This is a genomic window from Streptomyces sp. NPDC001902, from assembly GCF_042891295.1.
In the GTDB taxonomy this organism is placed as follows: domain Bacteria; phylum Actinomycetota; class Actinomycetes; order Streptomycetales; family Streptomycetaceae; genus Actinacidiphila.
Map to the genome: position 1 here is coordinate 596,018 of NZ_JBIATA010000002.1, position 16,040 is coordinate 612,057.

16 protein-coding genes are annotated in these 16,040 nt (G+C 73.7%); 4 read left to right on the top strand and 12 right to left on the bottom strand.

Going from position 1 to position 16,040, the window contains the following annotated elements:
* Positions 1–34 precede the first annotated feature (34 nt).
* The 8 genes from ACFYYN_RS06090 to ACFYYN_RS06125 form a co-directional block, all read right to left on the bottom strand.
* Entirely contained in the window at positions 35–1,024 is a 990-nt protein-coding gene (locus ACFYYN_RS06090) for a malate dehydrogenase (protein ID WP_499513530.1), read from the bottom strand.
* A 210-nt stretch (positions 1,025–1,234) separates the two neighbouring features.
* Positions 1,235–2,176, bottom strand: a complete 942-nt coding sequence (locus ACFYYN_RS06095; RefSeq protein ID WP_500544818.1) for a helix-turn-helix domain-containing protein — start codon at positions 2,174–2,176, stop codon at positions 1,235–1,237.
* 85 nt (positions 2,177–2,261) lie between these two features.
* Positions 2,262–3,104, bottom strand: coding sequence for a helix-turn-helix domain-containing protein (locus tag ACFYYN_RS06100; RefSeq protein WP_500544819.1), 843 nt, complete (start codon positions 3,102–3,104; stop codon positions 2,262–2,264).
* 94 nt (positions 3,105–3,198) lie between these two features.
* Entirely contained in the window at positions 3,199–3,882 is a 684-nt protein-coding gene (locus ACFYYN_RS06105) for a response regulator (RefSeq protein WP_500544820.1), read from the bottom strand.
* Positions 3,879–5,132 carry a sensor histidine kinase gene (locus ACFYYN_RS06110; protein ID WP_500544821.1) on the bottom strand — a complete coding sequence of 418 codons (1,254 nt, stop codon included), beginning with the start codon at positions 5,130–5,132 and terminating at the stop codon, positions 3,879–3,881. The genes ACFYYN_RS06105 and ACFYYN_RS06110 overlap by 4 nt, the downstream gene beginning before the upstream one ends.
* Before the next feature lie 238 nt (positions 5,133–5,370).
* Positions 5,371–6,588: an NADP-dependent isocitrate dehydrogenase gene (locus tag ACFYYN_RS06115; RefSeq protein ID WP_500436516.1), complete on the bottom strand. Its 1,218-nt coding sequence runs from the start codon at positions 6,586–6,588 to the stop codon at positions 5,371–5,373.
* An 85-nt stretch (positions 6,589–6,673) separates the two neighbouring features.
* Positions 6,674–7,120 (bottom strand): DUF3017 domain-containing protein, encoded by a 447-nt coding sequence (locus ACFYYN_RS06120; protein WP_500332135.1) that lies wholly within the window; start codon positions 7,118–7,120, stop codon positions 6,674–6,676.
* Positions 7,117–7,971, bottom strand: a complete 855-nt coding sequence (locus tag ACFYYN_RS06125) for a bifunctional methylenetetrahydrofolate dehydrogenase/methenyltetrahydrofolate cyclohydrolase (RefSeq protein WP_499513523.1) — start codon at positions 7,969–7,971, stop codon at positions 7,117–7,119. Before ACFYYN_RS06125 ends, ACFYYN_RS06120 begins: the two co-directional genes overlap by 4 nt.
* 102 nt (positions 7,972–8,073) lie before the next feature.
* On the opposite strand from ACFYYN_RS06125, the gene ACFYYN_RS06130 reads away from it, so the two are divergent.
* Both ACFYYN_RS06130 and ACFYYN_RS06135 read left to right on the top strand, forming a co-directional pair.
* Positions 8,074–8,757: an RDD family protein gene (locus tag ACFYYN_RS06130; protein ID WP_500332134.1), complete on the top strand. Its 684-nt coding sequence runs from the start codon at positions 8,074–8,076 to the stop codon at positions 8,755–8,757.
* 53 nt (positions 8,758–8,810) lie between these two features.
* A complete protein-coding gene (locus ACFYYN_RS06135) occupies positions 8,811–9,407 on the top strand; it encodes a hypothetical protein (RefSeq protein ID WP_500544822.1) in 597 nt (198 codons plus the stop codon).
* A gap of 69 nt (positions 9,408–9,476) precedes the next feature.
* Here the strand turns inward: ACFYYN_RS06135 and purH are convergent, their stop codons facing one another.
* Positions 9,477–11,030 carry a bifunctional phosphoribosylaminoimidazolecarboxamide formyltransferase/IMP cyclohydrolase gene (gene purH, locus ACFYYN_RS06140; RefSeq protein WP_500332132.1) on the bottom strand — a complete coding sequence of 518 codons (1,554 nt, stop codon included), beginning with the start codon at positions 11,028–11,030 and terminating at the stop codon, positions 9,477–9,479.
* A complete protein-coding gene (gene purN / locus ACFYYN_RS06145) occupies positions 11,027–11,641 on the bottom strand; it encodes a phosphoribosylglycinamide formyltransferase (RefSeq protein WP_499513519.1) in 615 nt (204 codons plus the stop codon). Before purN ends, purH begins: the two co-directional genes overlap by 4 nt.
* Before the next feature lie 229 nt (positions 11,642–11,870).
* Between purN and ACFYYN_RS06150 the strand changes: the two genes are divergently transcribed.
* The gene (locus ACFYYN_RS06150; RefSeq protein WP_500544823.1) at positions 11,871–12,578 is read left to right on the top strand and encodes a hypothetical protein; all 708 of its coding nucleotides are present in this window, start codon (positions 11,871–11,873) and stop codon (positions 12,576–12,578) included.
* A gap of 31 nt (positions 12,579–12,609) precedes the next feature.
* Here ACFYYN_RS06150 and ACFYYN_RS06155 read toward each other — a convergent pair whose 3' ends face one another.
* Positions 12,610–13,998: a cell division protein PerM gene (locus ACFYYN_RS06155; protein ID WP_500544824.1), complete on the bottom strand. Its 1,389-nt coding sequence runs from the start codon at positions 13,996–13,998 to the stop codon at positions 12,610–12,612.
* A gap of 112 nt (positions 13,999–14,110) precedes the next feature.
* Between ACFYYN_RS06155 and ACFYYN_RS06160 the strand changes: the two genes are divergently transcribed.
* Positions 14,111–15,061, top strand: coding sequence for an RNA polymerase sigma factor (locus ACFYYN_RS06160; protein ID WP_500544825.1), 951 nt, complete (start codon positions 14,111–14,113; stop codon positions 15,059–15,061).
* Positions 15,062–15,140: 79 nt separating this feature from the next.
* On the opposite strand, the gene sucD is transcribed toward ACFYYN_RS06160, so the two are convergent.
* Positions 15,141–16,025 (bottom strand): succinate--CoA ligase subunit alpha, encoded by an 885-nt coding sequence (gene sucD, locus ACFYYN_RS06165; RefSeq protein WP_499513515.1) that lies wholly within the window; start codon positions 16,023–16,025, stop codon positions 15,141–15,143.
* Positions 16,026–16,040: the final 15 nt, after the last annotated feature.

Here is a 16,040-nt window from a genome sequence, read left to right on the forward strand (position 1 = left end):
CGGAGGGCCGTTCGTGGGACTCGGCGTCCCGGACTCAGATGAGGCCGAGGCCGCGGACCGCGTCGCGCTCCTCCTCGAGCTCCTTGACCGAGGCGTCGATGCGCGCACGAGAGAACTCGTTGATGTCCAGGCCCTGGACGATCTCGAACTTGCCGTCCTTCGCGGTCACCGGGAAAGAGGAGATGAGGCCCTCCGGCACGCCGTAGGAACCGTCGGAGACGACACCGGCGGAGGTCCAGTCACCCTCGGCGGTGCCGTTGGTCCAGGTGAAGACGTGGTCGATCGCGGCGTTGGCGGCCGACGCGGCGGAGGACGCGCCACGGGCCGCGATGATCGCCGCACCGCGCTTGGCGACGGTGGGGATGAACTCCTCGGCCAGCCACTTCTCGTCGTTGACGGTCTCGGCGGCGTTCTTGCCTGCGACCTCGGCGTGGAAGATGTCCGGGTACTGCGTGGCGGAGTGGTTGCCCCAGATGGTGAGGCGGCGGATCTCGCTCACCGGCACGCCGGTCCTCTTCGACAGCTGCGAGATGGCGCGGTTGTGGTCCAGGCGGGTCATCGCGGTGAAGCGGTCGGCCGGGACGTCCGGGGCCGAGGACTGCGCGATGAGCGCGTTGGTGTTCGCCGGGTTGCCGACGACGAGGACGCGGATGTCGTCCGCGGCGTGGTCGTTGATGGCCTTGCCCTGCGGGCCGAAGATGCCGCCGTTGGCCTCCAGCAGGTCGCCGCGCTCCATGCCGGCGGTGCGGGGGCGGGCGCCGACGAGCAGGCCCACGTTGGTGCCGTCGAAGGCGACGTTCGGGTCGTCGGAGATGTCGATGCCCTGGAGCAGCGGGAACGCGCAGTCGTCCAGCTCCATCGCGGTGCCCTCGGCTGCCTTGAGCGCCGGGGTGATCTCCAGCAGCCGCAGCTTCACCGGGACATCGGGGCCGAGCAGGTGGCCGGAGGCGATGCGGAAGAGCAGCGCGTAGCCGATCTGGCCGGCCGCTCCGGTTACGGTGACGTTGACGGGAGTGCGAGTCATTGCCTTCTCCTGGCCTTCTCCTGCTGGATCCCTTGCCGCCCCGGCAGCGTCCCTTGCCCCGGAACGGGGATCTCTCGGCGTCAAGAGACCCACGCCAGGCTATACCCGTGCCGTCGTGGCGGCTGCCACCCCCAGTGTGGCCCCGGTCACCGCCCCGCGCAGCAGGCCCGGCCCGGACGCCGCACGGCCCCGCGGGGCCGGCGGCGGTCGTCAGCCCGGCGGGGGTGTGGCGCAGCCGTGGGGGCCGGTGGTGAGGGTGGCGCAGGCGCGGGCGGCGCCGGGGGTACGGACGGCGAGCATCGGCGTGTACGCCGCGGGGTCCTGGCCGATGCGGCTGCGCTGGGAGCGGCGGGCCCCGCCGGCCTCCGTGACGCTGACCGTGTCGCCGGTGGCCCCGGCGGAGATGCGGGCCCAGGCGGCCGCGCAGACCCGGCTGTAGCGCATCTCGACGTACGCGCCGCCCACCCAGGCCGCCGCGGCCGTACGGGCGTTGCCGCCGCCGCACCCCATGCCCTCCGGGTCCTTGCCGGTGCAGTCCTGGCCGGTGCACTTCACGCCCGCGGGCAGTCCGGCCGCCCGGGCGGTAGGGGACGGGCCGGGCCGCGCGCGGTCGTCCCCTCCCTCGCCGCCGGTCAGGAAGGTGGCGCCGACCACCGCCAGCACGACGGCCACGGCGCCCACCCCGAAGAGCACGACCGGATGGCGCCGTACCGCGGAAGCGGAAGGAGAAGCAGAATCAGAAGGAGCATCAGAAGCAGAAGTGGACGCGGGAGCAGAAGCGGAAGGGGCCGGAACCGGACCCGGGGCCGGGCCGAACTCCCCGAGCGCGGCACGGGCCTCGGCGATCCGGAGCGCCTCCATCGTGACGTCGTGTCGGCCCTCGGCACGGCTCCAGACCCGCTCCGTGACCTCCCACATCGTGGTGAAGTGCGCCGGGTCGGCCCCCGTCGCCTCCGCAAGGGCGACCACGGCGTAACGGGGCGGCAGCAGCCGGCCGTTGAGGTACCGCTCCCACGAACTCCTGCTGTACCCGGTCGCCTCGGCGAGCGCCGCGACGCTCAGGCCGCCGCGGTCGACCTGGCGCCGCAGTTGCTCGGTGAACTCCCGTACCCGCGGGTCCAGGTCATCGGCCAGTGGCCGCCAGCGGGCCATCTCCCGTTCCCCCTCTTGCTGTTGCCGTTCTGTCCCGGAAGGCTACCGTTGGAGATGCTTGGGGCGGCCCGTCCGGTTGCGCCCGTCATCCGATGCAGATGCCCAGGATGATCAGGCCCAGGCAGAGCCCCTTGCCGGAGCTGCGGCTCGGGGAGGGGGAGGGCGCCGCCGCCGGGGGGCTCGTCGCGGGCGGCGGTGCCTGGGTGGTGGGGGCGCCGCCACCGGGTGCCGCCGTCGTCGCCCCGCCCGTGACGGGCGCCGTGTGCGGGCCCTTGCCCGGGGCGGAGGACACCCCGCCGGTCTCCACCACCTGCGCCGCGGGCGTGCCGCCGTCCGGGGACATGGCGCCCGCGGTACGGGAGGCCCGCGCGTCCGTCGCCTGCGCCGGGGGGACCGACCCGGGCCAGGAGGTGACGGCGGACCCGGCGGAGCCCGTGGCGGAGGGCGCGGGACCGGCCGGCACGCTGGCCGTGGGGCGGGCCGCCAGCGGCGCATCGGCCCGCCCGGTCCCGTCGGTGGCCACCCCGCTCGCCACGAGCAGCGCGAACACCCCGCCCAGCACCAGCCCGCCCGCGACCGTCAGCAGGGCCTTGCGCCGTCGCCGCAGGGCGTGCCGGGGCATCCCCTCGACGGGGGCCAGCGGGTCGAGCGGGTCGGCGTACGGGAAGCCCTTCATGGTGTCGGTGACCCCGCGGTCGGCCAGCTCCCACAGGGCGATCAGCCGGTCGTAGTCGGCGCCGCTGAGCTGGCCCAGCACCTCGACCGCGTCACGCGGCGGGATCCGCACGCCGTTGAGGTACTGCTCCCAGGCCCCGGTGCTGCTCGCCGTGTGCGCGGCGAGCGCCGGGACGCTCAATCCGCTGCGGTCCTTCATCCGGCGCAGGTGCACGGCGAGACGGCGCGCGCCACCGTCCAGTGTCTCGGGCAATGGCTCCCAGCGTGCCACCACGCACCCCCCGGCTCCGTCGGTCAACCCACGGTAGCGACGCACATACGCTCGATGCATGAAATCCGGAGAATCCTCATGCTCCCCGCGGGGTGACGAGTCCGGTCTCGTAGGCGAGGACGACCGCCTGGGCGCGGCTGCCGAGGTCGAGCTTGGACATCGTGCGGTTGAGGTGGGTCTTGACCGTCGCCTCGCTGATGAAGAGCAGGTCGGCGATCTCCGGGTTCGACAGGCCACGGGCGATCAGCCGCAGCACCTCCAGTTCCCGCGCGGTCAGCGCCGCCAGTTCGGCGGGCGGGGCGCGGTCCGCGCCGACGGCCGGGGCACCGGGGCGGGGCGGGGCGTAGGCCTCGATCAGCCGCCGCGTGACGCTGGGGGCGAAGAGGGTGTCCCCTCCGGCGACGGCGTGGACGGCGGCGATCAGCCGTTCGGGGCCGGCGTCCTTGAGCAGGAACCCGGAGGCCCCGGCGCGCAGCGCGGTGTAGACGTACTCGTCGAGGTCGAAGGTGGTGAGGACGAGGATCCGCGGCGGCGGGTCCGTCGCGGCGGCCAGGATGCGCTCGGTGGCGACGACCCCGCTGATCCCCGGCATCCGGATGTCCATGAGGATCACGTCGGGCGCGGTCCGCGCCGCGCGCTCCACGGCCTCCTCGCCGTCGCCCGCCTCCCCGGCCACCTCGACGCCGGGCGCGGCGTGCAGCAGCGCGACGAGGCCGGCCCGGATCAGGAACTGGTCGTCGACGACGAGCACCCTGGTCATACGCCCGATGCGTCCCCTCGCCGCTCTGTCCCCCGCGCGGACGTGGGGAGCACGAGCCGTACCTCGAAGCCCTCGCCGAGCGGGCCGATGTCCACCGTCCCGCCGTAGAGCCTGGCGCGCTCCCGCATGCCGATCAACCCGTGGCCCGTTCCCGGGACGATTGTGGCCGGATCGGATCGGCCCGGTGGCGCTCCCGAACCGCTGCCCGGGCCGGTGCCGCCGTCGGTGCCGGTGCCGTCGTCGGTGACGGTGCCGTCGTCGGTGACGGTCACCGTCAGGTGGTGCGGCTCGTAGGCGACCAGGACCCGGGCCCGCGCGAGGGGGGCGTGCTTGAGCACGTTGGTCAGCGCCTCCTGCACCACCCGGTACGCGCACAGGCCGACACCGGGGGCGACGGGCCGCGGCTCGCCCTCGATCCGCAGCTCGACGGCGAGGCCGGCCGCCCGCACCCGCTCGATCATCTCGCCCAGCCGGGTCACCGAGGGCATCGGATCGTACGAGGCCCAGCCCTCCTCCGGCTCGCCCGGCCCGGCGCGGAGCACCTTGAGCATGCGGCGCATCTCCTGGAGCGCCTCGCGGGTGGTGTCGGAGATGGTGTCGAGCGCGCCGCGGGCGGTCTCGGGGGAGGTGCGGAAGACGTACGCCGCCATGCCCGCCTGCACCGAGATCACCGACATGTGGTGGGCGACCACGTCGTGCAGCTCGCGGGCGATCCGCGCCTGCTCCTGCGCCACCGCCTCCCGGGCCCGGTCCTGCTGCTCGGTGCGCAGCTGCTCGGTGAGCCGGGCCAGCCGCTCCTCGCGCTTGCCCGACACCCGGGCGGACCGCCCGAAACGGCACATCACCAGGGGGAACACCACGGCCTGGGCGGCCACCGTGGCCATCGAGCTCTGCGCCGCCGTCAGCCCGGCGTACACCCAGACCGCGCCGGTCAGTGCTGCGCACGCCAGCCCGGTGCGGACCGGGCGCAGGGCCGCGACGGTGTAGAGCGCGAGCAGCGGAGCCATGGAGTTGACGACCGGCCAGTACCCGGCGGCGACGTACAGCGTCCAGGCGGCGCAGACGAAGACGCAGACACCGGCCGGCGCCCAGCGGCGCACCGCGACGGGCAGGTTGACCAGGGCGGTCAGCGCGTAGCCGAACAGGTCCAGCCGTATCCAGCCCCCGGGCGGCCGTTCGTGCCCCAGCAGCATGCTGGCGGCGGTGAAACCCACCGCCAGCAGGACGTCGACCAGCCCCTTTTTCCCCACGGGCGCAGCGTAGGCCCCGGCCGTACGGGTGTGCGTCAGTCCCCGGCCGTACCGCGGAAGTTGTACGTCCCCTTCCCAAAGGTCAAACCGGCACGGGACGACCTCCCGGCACCGCCGGCCGTAGCGTCGTCGCCGGGGGCCAGAGGGGGGCGCCCCAACACGACGGTGCCCCGTCCTCCGACGGGGGGAGGACGGGGTACCCGGTCGTGCGGGTGCCGCGCGGCGCCGGAGTTCCGGCTCAGACGGACATGCGCTTGCGCAGGTTCTCGTCGACGGCGGCGAGGAACCGCTCGGTCGTCAGCCACGGCTGCTCCGGGCCGACCAGCACCGCCAGGTCCTGGGTCAGCTGGCCGGCCTCGACGACCTCCAGGCAGGCGTTCTCCAGCGTCCCGGCGAACCGGGCGAGTTCGGGGGTGTCGTCCAGCCGGGCGCGGTGGGCGAGGCCGCGGCTCCACGCGAAGACCATGGCGATGGGGTTGGTCGAGGTCGGCCGGCCCGCCTGGTGCCTGCGGTAGTGGCGGGTGACCGTGCCGTGCGCCGCCTCCGACAGCACGGTCCTGCCGTCGGAGGTCATGAGGACCGAGGTCATCAGCCCCGCCGAGCCGACGCCCCGGGTGAGGACCCCGGACAGGATGTCGCCGTCGTAGTTCTTGCACGCCCAGACGTAGCCGCCGGCGCCCTTCAGGGCCGAGGCCGCCATGTCGTCGACCTGGCGGTGCTCGTAGCCCAGGCCCGACGCCTCGAACTCGCGCCGGAACTCGCCGTCGAAGACCTCCTGGAAGAGGTCCTTGAAGCGGCCGTCGTACTTCCTGAGCACCGTGTTCTTCGTGGACAGGTAGACGGGGAGCCCGCGCGCCAGCCCGTAGCGGAAGGCCGCGCGCGCGAACTCGCGGATCGAGTCGTCCAGGTTGACCATGCCGAGCGCCACGCCGGCGCCCGGGAAGTGGTGGACCTCCAGCTCGACCGGGTCGGAGCCGTCGGCCGGGGTGAAGCTCAGGGCGAGGGTGCCCGCGCCGGGGATCCGCAGCTCGGTGGCCCGGTACTGGTCGCCGAAGGCGTGCCGGGCGATCACCACGGGACGGGTCCCGCCGGGCACGGCCCTCGGCACGTTCCGCAGGACGACGGGTTCGCGGAAGATCCCGCCGCCGAGGCGGTCACGGATGGTGGCGTTCGGGGAGCGGTACATCCCCTTGAGGCCGAACTCCGCGACCCGCGCCTCGTCGGGCGTGATGGTGGCGCACTTCACGCCGACGCCGTGCCTGCCGACCGCTTCCGCCGCTTCCGCCGTCACCCGGTCGTGGGTGGCGTCCCGGTGCTCGATGCCCAGGTCGAAGCGGACCAGTTCGATGTCGAGGTACGGCAGGACCAGCTCGTCCCTGATGAACCGCCAGATGATCCGCGCCATCTCGTCGCCGTCGAGCTCGACGACCGGGTTCCTTGCCTTGATCTTGGCCATGGGAGTCGTTCTCCCTCTCACGCCGGTGACGTGTGCCCGGGGTGCACGTCGTACGTCAGGACACTGACCACACAGCGTAACCGGATCAACGCACGGAGAAGCGGACGACATCCTCCAGGAAGGGGATCTCCAGCACCGGGTGCGGCTGCGCCATCAGCGCCAGCAGCACGATCAGGGCGCCCAGCACACCGTAGGTGATCATGTCGGTGAAGCGGCTGCGGACGGCCAGCATGCCGACCGAGGGCAGCAGCCGGCGCATCAGCGCGCCCGCGAGCAGCGCCGAGCCGACCAGCACCAGGCCGGCCCGGGTGACGTCCGCGGCCACCAGCACCAGGCCGAGCAGCACCGCGCCGGAGACCACGAGGACCGGCCACTGACGGGCCGGGGCCGGGGCGTGGGCGCCCATGGCCCGGCCGCCGCCCTCGGGGCGCGCGGTGCCGCGGGTCAGCACCTGGAAGCGGCGGCTGCGGCCGGACTCGTCGGCCCCCTCCTCCGGCGCCGCCCCTTGCGTACGGGGACCCGTCCCGGTCATGCGTACCGGCCCTCCGCGGCCTCCACCACGTTCGCCAGCAGCATGGCCCGGGTCATCGGGCCGACGCCGCCGGGGTTCGGCGAGATCCAGCCGGCGACCTCGGCCACGCCCGGGTGCACGTCGCCGACGATCTTGCCGTTCTCGTCGCGGCTGACGCCGACGTCCAGCACGGCCGCGCCCGGTCGCACGTCCTCCGGCTTCACCAGGTGCGGCACGCCCGCGGCGGCCACGATGACGTCGGCCTGGCGCAGCTGGGCGGACAGGTCGCGGGTGCCGGTGTGGCAGAGGGTGACGGTGGCGTTCTCCGACTTGCGGGTCAGCAGCAGGCCGATCGAGCGGCCGACGGTGACGCCGCGGCCGACCACGGTGACGTGCGCGCCGTTGATCTCCACGCCGTGCCGGCGCAGCAGCTCCACGATGCCGTTGGGGGTACAGGGCAGCGGGCCGCGCTCGTTGAGCACCAGCCGCCCGAGGTTCGTCGGGTGCAGGCCGTCGGCGTCCTTGGCCGGGTCCATCAGCCCCAGGACGCGGTTGGTGTCGATCCCCTTGGGCAGCGGCAGCTGGACGATGTAGCCGGTGCACTCCGGGTTGTCGTTGAGTTCACGGACGACCGCCTCGATCTCCTCCTGGGTGGCGGTCTCCGGCAGCTCGCGCTGGATGGACGCGATGCCGACCTCCGCGCAGTCGCGGTGCTTGCCCGCGACGTACCAGCGGCTGCCGGGGTCGTCGCCGACCAGCAGCGTGCCCAGCCCCGGGGTGACACCCCGCGCCTTGAGCGCCTGGACGCGGGTGGACAGTTCGGACTTGATCGCGGCGGCAGTGGCCTTGCCATCGAGAATCTGGGCGGTCATACCTCCATCTTCTCAGGTCCGCACACCAACGCTGGACAGCGGATGACGCCGCCCAGGACGATGTGGCCCGTCCCCAGTCCCATCCGCGCGAAAGAAGCCAACGTGAGCTACCCGCCCGGTCCCGGCAATCCGTACGGCCAGCAGCCGCCTCAGCAGCCCTACGGATACCCGCAGCAGCCCCCGGCCCAGCCCGGTTACGGCTACCCGACGCAGCCCCAGCCGCCCTACGGCGCCGTTCCGCCGCAGGCCCAGGGCCCGTACGGCTACGGCGGCCACCCCGGGGGCCCCGCCGGTCCCGTCCCGGGCATGCCCCCGTTCGCGAGCTGGGGTGCGCGGGTGGGTGCGACGCTGATCGACTTCCTGGTCGCCGGACTCGTGCCGATGATCCTCATCGGCATCGGCTACGCGCAGTTCATCGCCGAGGTGGTCGACGCGGCCCGCGCGTGCGACCAGAGCGGCACCTACTCCTGCCCCGCGCCCACGATGCCGGGTGGTGCCATCGCCCTGATCGGCCTGGGCTTCCTGCTGTCCCTCGCCGGCAGCCTGTTCCTGTGCTACCGCGAGGGCAAGACCGGCCAGACGCCGGGCAAGAAGGCCCTCGGCATCAGCGTGCTGAGGGAGTTGGACGGCCGTCCGCTCGGCTTCGGCATGGCCTTCGTCCGCCGGCTGTGCCACGGCCTGGACGGCGCCGCCTGCTACATCGGCTACCTGTGGCCGCTGTGGGACGACAAGAAGCAGACCTTCGCCGACAAGATCCTCAACTCGGTCGTCGTCAAGACCCAGTAGGCCCGGTCCCCCGGCCCCGTCCCCCCGGCCCGTCCCCGCGAAGGAAGTGAGAAGTGAGCTATCCGCCCGGCCCCGGCGATCCCTACGGCCGGCAGCCACCGCAGCAGCCGTACGGATACCCGCAACAGCCCCCGGCCCAGCCCGGCCACGGCTACCCGACGCAGCCCCAGCCGCAGGCGCAGCCGCCGTACGGCTACCCCCAGCAGCCGCAGCCGCACGCGCCGTTCGCGGCGTACCCGGGCGGGCCGGAGGTCATGCCGTCGTCGGCCAGGACGGCCCGGGCGATGCTCTTCGTGCTCGGCGGGCTGCAGATCCTGGGCGGCCTGCTGCTCCTGCTCGGGGCCGCGGCGCTCAAGAGCGTGGACGACACCGACGAACTGACCATGCCCATCGGCCTGGTCTACGTCATGGGGGTGCTCTTCCTCGCCTTCGCCGTGCTGTCGATCGGCATGGGCGCCAAGTACAGGACCGGCGGCAACGGCACGCGGATCGGGTCCATCGTGATCGGCGTGCTGGTCGCGCTGAGCAGTGTCGCCACCATGATCAGCGGCGCTTTCCTGCTGCTCGCACCGCTCGCGCTCAGCGTGCTGCTGATCGTCTTCGCGGCGAAGGCCGAGACGGCGGCCTGGTTCAAGCGCCCGCAGTACTGAGCGGGTCCGCCCGCAGGCCGAAGGCCCCCGCACCGGCGGGGGCCTTCGGCGTTCCGGCACACCGGCCGGTCAGTGGAAGAAGTGCCGCGTCCCGGTGAGGTACATGGTCACGCCGGCCTTGCGCGCGGCCTCGACCACGGCCTCGTCGCGGACCGAACCACCGGGCTGCACCACGGCCTTGACGCCCGCGCCGGTGAGCACCTCCAGCCCGTCAGGGAAGGGGAAGAAGGCGTCGGAGGCGGCGTAGGAGCCCGCGGCCCGCTCCTCGCCGGCCCGCTGCACGGCGAGCTTGGCGGAGTCGACCCGGTTGACCTGGCCCATCCCGACGCCGACCGTCGCGCCGTCCTTCGCCAGCAGGATGGCGTTGGACTTCACGGCCCGGCAGGCCCGCCAGGCGAACGCCAGGTCGGCCAGCTCGTCGGCGGTCAGCGGCTCGCCGGTGGCCAGCGTCCAGGTGGCGGGGTCGTCCCCGGCGGCCTGGAGGCGGTCCTTCTCCTGCAGCAGCAGCCCGCCCTCGACCGGACGGAACTCCGTCTCCGCGACGGGCGCCTCGGGGCAGCGCAGCACGCGGATGTTCTTCTTGCGGGCGAGGACCTCGACCGCGCCCTCCTCGAAGTCCGGCGCGACGATGACCTCGGTGAAGATCTCGGCGACCTGCTCGGCCATGGCCACGCTCACGGGCCGGTTGACGGCGATGACTCCGCCGAAGGCGGACAGCGGGTCGCAGGCGTGCGCCTTGCGGTGCGCCTGCGCGACGTCGTCGCCCACCGCGATGCCGCACGGGTTGGCGTGCTTGATGATCGCGACGCAGGGCTCGTCGTGGTCGTACGCCGCCCGGCGCGCGGCCTCGGTGTCGACGTAGTTGTTGTAGGACATCTCCTTGCCGTGCAGCTGCTCGGCGTTCGCCAGGCCCGTCCCGCCGTCGGTGTACAGCGCGGCGGCCTGGTGCGGGTTCTCGCCGTAGCGCAGCACGTTCTTGCGCTCGTAGGTGGCGCCCAGGAAGTCCGGGAAGGGGCTGTCGTCGGCGGGCGCGTACGAGCTCGCGAACCAGCTCGCGACCGCGACGTCGTAGGCCGCGGTGTGCTGGAACGCCTCGGCCGCCAGGCGCTTGCGGGTGGTGAGGTCGAAGCCGCCCTCACGGACGGCGCCGAGCACGTCCGCGTACCGCTCGGGGCTGGTCACGACCGCCACGGACGGGTGGTTCTTGGCCGCGGCACGGACCATCGAGGGGCCGCCGATGTCGATCTGCTCGACGCACTCGTCCTCAGAGGCGCCGGAGGCGACCGTCTCGCGGAAGGGGTAGAGGTTGACCACGACCAGGTCGAAGGGCTCGACGCCCAGCTCCTCCAGCTGCCGGCGGTGGTCCTCCAGCCGCAGGTCGGCGAGGATGCCGGCGTGCACCTTCGGGTGCAGGGTCTTCACGCGGCCGTCGAGGCACTCGGGGAACCCGGTCAGCTCCTCGACCTTGGTGACCGGCACCCCGGCGGCGGCGATCCGCCCGGCCGTCGAGCCGGTGGAGACCAGCTGGACGCCCGCCTCGTGCAGGCCGCGGGCCAGCTCCTCCAGACCGGTCTTGTCGTAGACGCTGACCAGTGCGCGACGGATCTCCCGCTTGGTACTCACGGCAACAGAACCTTTCGTCCCTCAATGCGATAGCCGTCGCGGGACAGCCGCCCCACGACGTCGACGAGCAGCGTGCGCTCGACTTCCTTGATGCGCTCGTGGAGCGCTTCCTCCGTGTCGTCCTCCCGGACCTCGACCGCGCCCTGGGCGATGATCGGGCCGGTGTCGACGCCGTCGTCGACGAAGTGGACGGTGCAGCCGGTGACCTTCACGCCGTACGCGAGGGCGTCGCGCACCCCGTGGGCACCCGGGAAGCTCGGCAGCAGCGCCGGGTGGGTGTTGACGAGACGGCCGCCGAACCGGGCGAGGAACTCCTTGCCCACGATCTTCATGAACCCGGCCGAGACGACCAGGTCGGGCTCGTGCGCGGCCACCGCCCCGGTCAGCGCGGCGTCCCACGCCTCACGGTCGCCGTGGTCGGTGACCCGGCAGACGAACGTCGGCAGCCCGGCACGCTCGGCGCGCTCCAGGCCGGCGATGCCGGACCGGTCCGCGCCGACGGCGACGACGTGCAGTCCCGCGTCGAGCAGCGCCTGCAGGTTCGTGCCCGAACCGGAGACGAGCACGACGAGTCGGGCGGGGCGGGAAAGGGGCGGAAAGACTGTGGCCACTGCGGGTCATCTCTCGGGATCCGGCGCTTTGGAGGATCGTACGACTCGAAGATCGCCGGAATTCCGGGGAACTCTACGAGGCCGTCGACCGTCAGCAACGATACCGGCACACCCGACCGCCCCCACGGGACGGGGGAGCGCGCGGGCGGTAGCGTCTGGGGTGAAGAACGGCGAAGTCACACGTCCCACAACTCGAGGAGTCGACGGCAAGGGGATGACCCAGGCAAGCATGAGCAGTGGCCGAGGCCGCGAGCAGGACAACCCGTTCGCCCCGCCGGCGGAGAACGCCCCCGAGCAGCCCTGGCAGCCGCGCCGGCCGGAGCAGCCCTCCGACTCCGGGGATGACCGCCCCACGCCCACACCGCCTCCGCCGCCCCCGGCGTGGGGCGGTCAGTGGAGCGAGCGGCAGCCCGGCCGGCAGGACGGCGGCTACGGCGACCGCCCCGGTGGCGGCTACGGCGGCGGACGGCGCCCGGACGGTCCGCGCTTCGACCCCACGGACCCCGCCCAGCGGCGTGCCCGCTACGCCATGATCTGCGGCATGTGGGGGCTGTTCTTCGCCCTCTTCCTGGGCTGGACGTACGTGGGGCTGCTGCTCGGCGCCCTCGCGCTGTACTGGAGCGTCAACGCGCTGCGGATGAAGCCCGAGGAACGGGCCAAGGCCCGCGCCGAGGCGGCCGCCCTGCTGACCGAGGGCGGCGCCACCCCTCCGCCGCAGCGGCCCACCGACCCCCGCAGCAAGCCGCAGCGCCCGGCCGCGCTCGGCGGTCTGATCATGGGCGGGCTCGCCCTCTGCGTCGTGGCGACGACCTTCACGACCCAGGTCGTCTACAAGGACTACTACTCCTGCACGCGCGACGCGTTGACCTCCTCGTCGCGCGACGCCTGCCAGCAGTTGCTGCCGACCCCGCTGCGCGACGTGCTCCACACCCCCTGACGCGCCGTTCGCGCCGGCCCCGGACGGAGGCTCAGGCCTCCGACGGGGCGGCGCCGGGCAGCACGTCGCCCCGCACCGCGTCGCCCTGCGCCTCCGCGTCCGCGCCCACCGCGTCCTCGCCCACCGCGTCCGCGCCCTCCGCGTCCCGGCCCTCCGTCGCGGCGGCGGCACGGCGGACCCGCACCCAGCGCACCCAGCGCACCAGCAGGGCCGTGGGCGTACCGGCGGCCGCCGTCCACCCGGCCGCCGCGAACCCGGTGAGCCACCAGGACGGCCCGAAGTCCTCCAGCGCCCCGGTGCCCAGCGGCCCCGCCGCGAACCCGGTGAGCAGCGCCATGGCGATCCCGCACACCAGCCCGCCCAGGGCGGCGTGCGCCGCGGTGCGCCCGGGGCCGCACGGCTCCCGCCGGTCGACGGCGAGCACCCCCACCGCGACGCCGGCGAGCACCGGCACGACCAGCACCACCCAGGCCAGCGACGTCCCGGGCCCGGGCTGGGGCAGCGCCGCGAGGAGCGGGAAGTCCGGCAGCACCGGCTCCCCCACCACGCCGGCCGGACGCACCACGGCCTGGGTGCCGAGCGCGAAACCGGGGCCGAGCGCATAGGCCGCGCCCCACACGGCGGCGTTCGGGATCAGCGCGACCGCCACCGCCAGCACCGCCAGCCGGCCGGACAGCGCCTCGCTGAGCCGGGTGAACGACGCCCCCGCGGCACCGGGGTGCAACGCCAGGGTCACCGCCGTGAGCGCCGCACCGCCCGCGACGAGGACGCAGACGCCCGCCCCCGCCGAGCGCAGCACGACCGCGGTATCCCGCAGCGGCACCGTCACGGCCACGGTCACCCGGGACAGCCATGCGGGCAGCGGGATCCGCGGCCGCCCCCGCTCCATCCAGGCCCCCGCGACCGCCGCGAGGGCGGCGACGAGGGGCAGGTGCACCGCGGCACCGAGGGCGTCGCTGCGCACCGGCCCGTACGAGGTGTAGACGACCACCCCGGCGCCCACCGCGAGGTACCCGCCGATCAGCCATGCCACGGCGGACCGCGCGACCTTGTCGTCCGAGGCCGGCGCGACGGCGTCCGCCCCCGCCCGGTACAGCAGCCACACCGGGAACGCCATGGGCAGCAGCGGCGTGACGCCGATGGGCGCGGCGACGCCGGAGAGGGTCTCGGTGCGCACCAGGCCGCCGCCGTGGGCGAGCAGCCAGCAGTCCGCGGCGACGTGGAGGGCGCCGTTCAGCCCGCTGTCGGGGAATGGCGAGACGACCCACAGGAAGAGCACGAGCATGGCGAAGCCGCCCAGGCCGAGGCCCGCTGCGACCACGCCGCCGGTGAAGGCGGGGGCGGACTCGGAGGTGCGCAGGGTCTCGTGGGCGGCCCGGATCCGGTGCACGACGTGGTTCAGGGCGCTTGCGGCACTCACGGATCTCATGCTGCCAAGAACACCCCCTTTCGCCGTGGCAGCATGCGAATGACCGTCGTGTCGCGGAATATGGCGTTATGCGTTTCTTCATTCGATCCGAGTGGTCGATCGCATGAGCCGCACATCCACGGCGAGGGCCGCGAAGGCCCTCAAGAAGCGAAGGCGTCCCCGGCCGGCGAAGGCCCTCGGGGCGGCGCAGGCCGGGAACGCCGCGAAGGACCCGCAGGCCGCGCAGGCGGCCGGTGCGGGGGAACCGGACGCGTCCGCGGAACGGGTGGAGCCGACGGGGGCCGAGGGGCCCCGCGACCCCGCCCCCGCGTCCGCTCCGCCCGGCAGGCAGGCCCCGGAACCGGAGGCCGCGGGCAAGGCCGCGGGCAAGGCCGAGGACCCGGCGATCGAGGCCGTACGGATCGCCGAGGCCGCGCAGGCGGCCTTCGACGGGCTGTACACCCGCAACGCGCCCGCCCTGCTCCGCCAGGTCGAACTGCTCACCGGCAACATGCGGCTGGCCCGGCACGCCGTGCACCGCGCCTTCGACCTGGCCTGGCAGCGGTGGCCCGAGGTCGCCGTCGACCCCGACCCGGCCGGGTGGATCCGTGCGGAGGCGCACCACCACGCCCTCGCGCCCTGGCAGCAGACGCTGCCCTGGTACCGCACCCCGCCACGGGAGCGCAGCGCGTTCCAGCGGCTGCCGCGCGGCACCCGGCACGCCGTACTGCTCCACGACGGCCTGGGGCTGAGCCTGCGGCGCACGGCGGCGGAGAGCATGGCCACCACCTCCATGACCAGGCGGCGCATCGTCCGGGGGCGCGAGGCCCTGGGCGAGGGGGCGCCGGCCCGGCTGGGCGACCTGCTGGACGAGCAGCCGCAGCCGGAGTTCCCGGCGGCCATGGTGCGCGAACTGAGCGAGCAGTGGCTGCGCATCCGCACGGTGGGTGCCGTGGTGGCGACGGTGGTGATAGCGCTGGCGACCGCGGTCGGGCTGGTCTTCGGGCCGCTCAGCGACCGCGTCGCGGCCGACCACGGACCGGTCGGGCAGCGCACCTCCGCCCCCGTGCGCTGAGCGGGCCCGCGCACACGCACACGGGCCCGCCCCCCGGAGGGAGCGGGCCCGTGTGCGTGCCTCCGTACGGAGGCGAGGATCAGCCCTGCAGGATGGCGCGCGCGAGGCGGGCCGTCTCCGACGGGGTCTTGCCGACCTTGACGCCGGCGGCCTCGAGGGCCTCCTTCTTCGCCTGGGCGGTGCCGGAGGAGCCGGAGACGATGGCGCCGGCGTGGCCCATGGTCTTGCCCTCGGGCGCGGTGAAGCCCGCGACGTAGCCGACGACCGGCTTGGTGACGTGCTCGGCGATGAAGGCCGCGGCACGCTCCTCGGCGTCGCCGCCGATCTCGCCGATCATGACGATCAGGTCGGTCTCGGGGTCGTCCTGGAACGCCTTCAGCGCGTCAATGTGGGTGGTGCCGATGATCGGGTCACCGCCGATGCCGACCGCCGAGGAGAAGCCGATGTCGCTGAGCTCGTACATCATCTGGTAGGTCAGCGTGCCCGACTTCGACACCAGGCCGATGCGGCCGGAGGTGGTGATGTCGGCCGGGATGATGCCCGCGTTGGACTGGCCGGGGGTGATCAGGCCGGGGCAGTTCGGACCGATGATCCGGGTCTTGTTGCCCTTGCTGCCCGCGTACGCCCAGAAGGCGGCGGTGTCGTGGACCGCGATGCCCTCGGTGATCACGACCGCGAGGCCGATCCCGGCGTCGATGGCCTCGATGACCGCGTCCTTGGCGAACTTCGGCGGGACGAAGATGACGGTGACGTCGGCACCGGTCTTCTCCATGGCCTCGGCGACGGAGCCGAAGACCGGCACCTCGGTGCCGTCGAAGTCCACGCTGGTGCCGGCCTTGCGCGGGTTCACGCCGCCGACGATGTTGGTGCCCGAGGCGAGCATGCGCCGGGTGTGCTTGGTGCCCTCGGAACCGGTCATCCCCTGGACGATGACCTTGCTCTCCTTGGTCAGGAAGATAGCCATGATGTGGTGACCTGT

Coding starts and splice junctions, on each gene's coding strand:
- sucD (WP_499513515.1), bottom strand. CDS start 16,025: ATGGCTATCTTCCTGACCAAGGAGAGCAAGGTCATCGTCCAGGGGATG.
- ACFYYN_RS06115 (WP_500436516.1), bottom strand. CDS start 6,588: ATGGCCAAGATCAAGGCAAGGAACCCGGTCGTCGAGCTCGACGGCGAC.
- ACFYYN_RS06120 (WP_500332135.1), bottom strand. CDS start 7,120: ATGACCGGGACGGGTCCCCGTACGCAAGGGGCGGCGCCGGAGGAGGGG.
- ACFYYN_RS06090 (WP_499513530.1), bottom strand. CDS start 1,024: ATGACTCGCACTCCCGTCAACGTCACCGTAACCGGAGCGGCCGGCCAG.
- ACFYYN_RS06095 (WP_500544818.1), bottom strand. CDS start 2,176: ATGGCCCGCTGGCGGCCACTGGCCGATGACCTGGACCCGCGGGTACGG.
- ACFYYN_RS06150 (WP_500544823.1), top strand. CDS start 11,871: ATGAGCAGTGGCCGAGGCCGCGAGCAGGACAACCCGTTCGCCCCGCCG.
- ACFYYN_RS06160 (WP_500544825.1), top strand. CDS start 14,111: ATGAGCCGCACATCCACGGCGAGGGCCGCGAAGGCCCTCAAGAAGCGA.
- ACFYYN_RS06125 (WP_499513523.1), bottom strand. CDS start 7,971: ATGACCGCCCAGATTCTCGATGGCAAGGCCACTGCCGCCGCGATCAAG.
- ACFYYN_RS06105 (WP_500544820.1), bottom strand. CDS start 3,882: ATGACCAGGGTGCTCGTCGTCGACGACCAGTTCCTGATCCGGGCCGGC.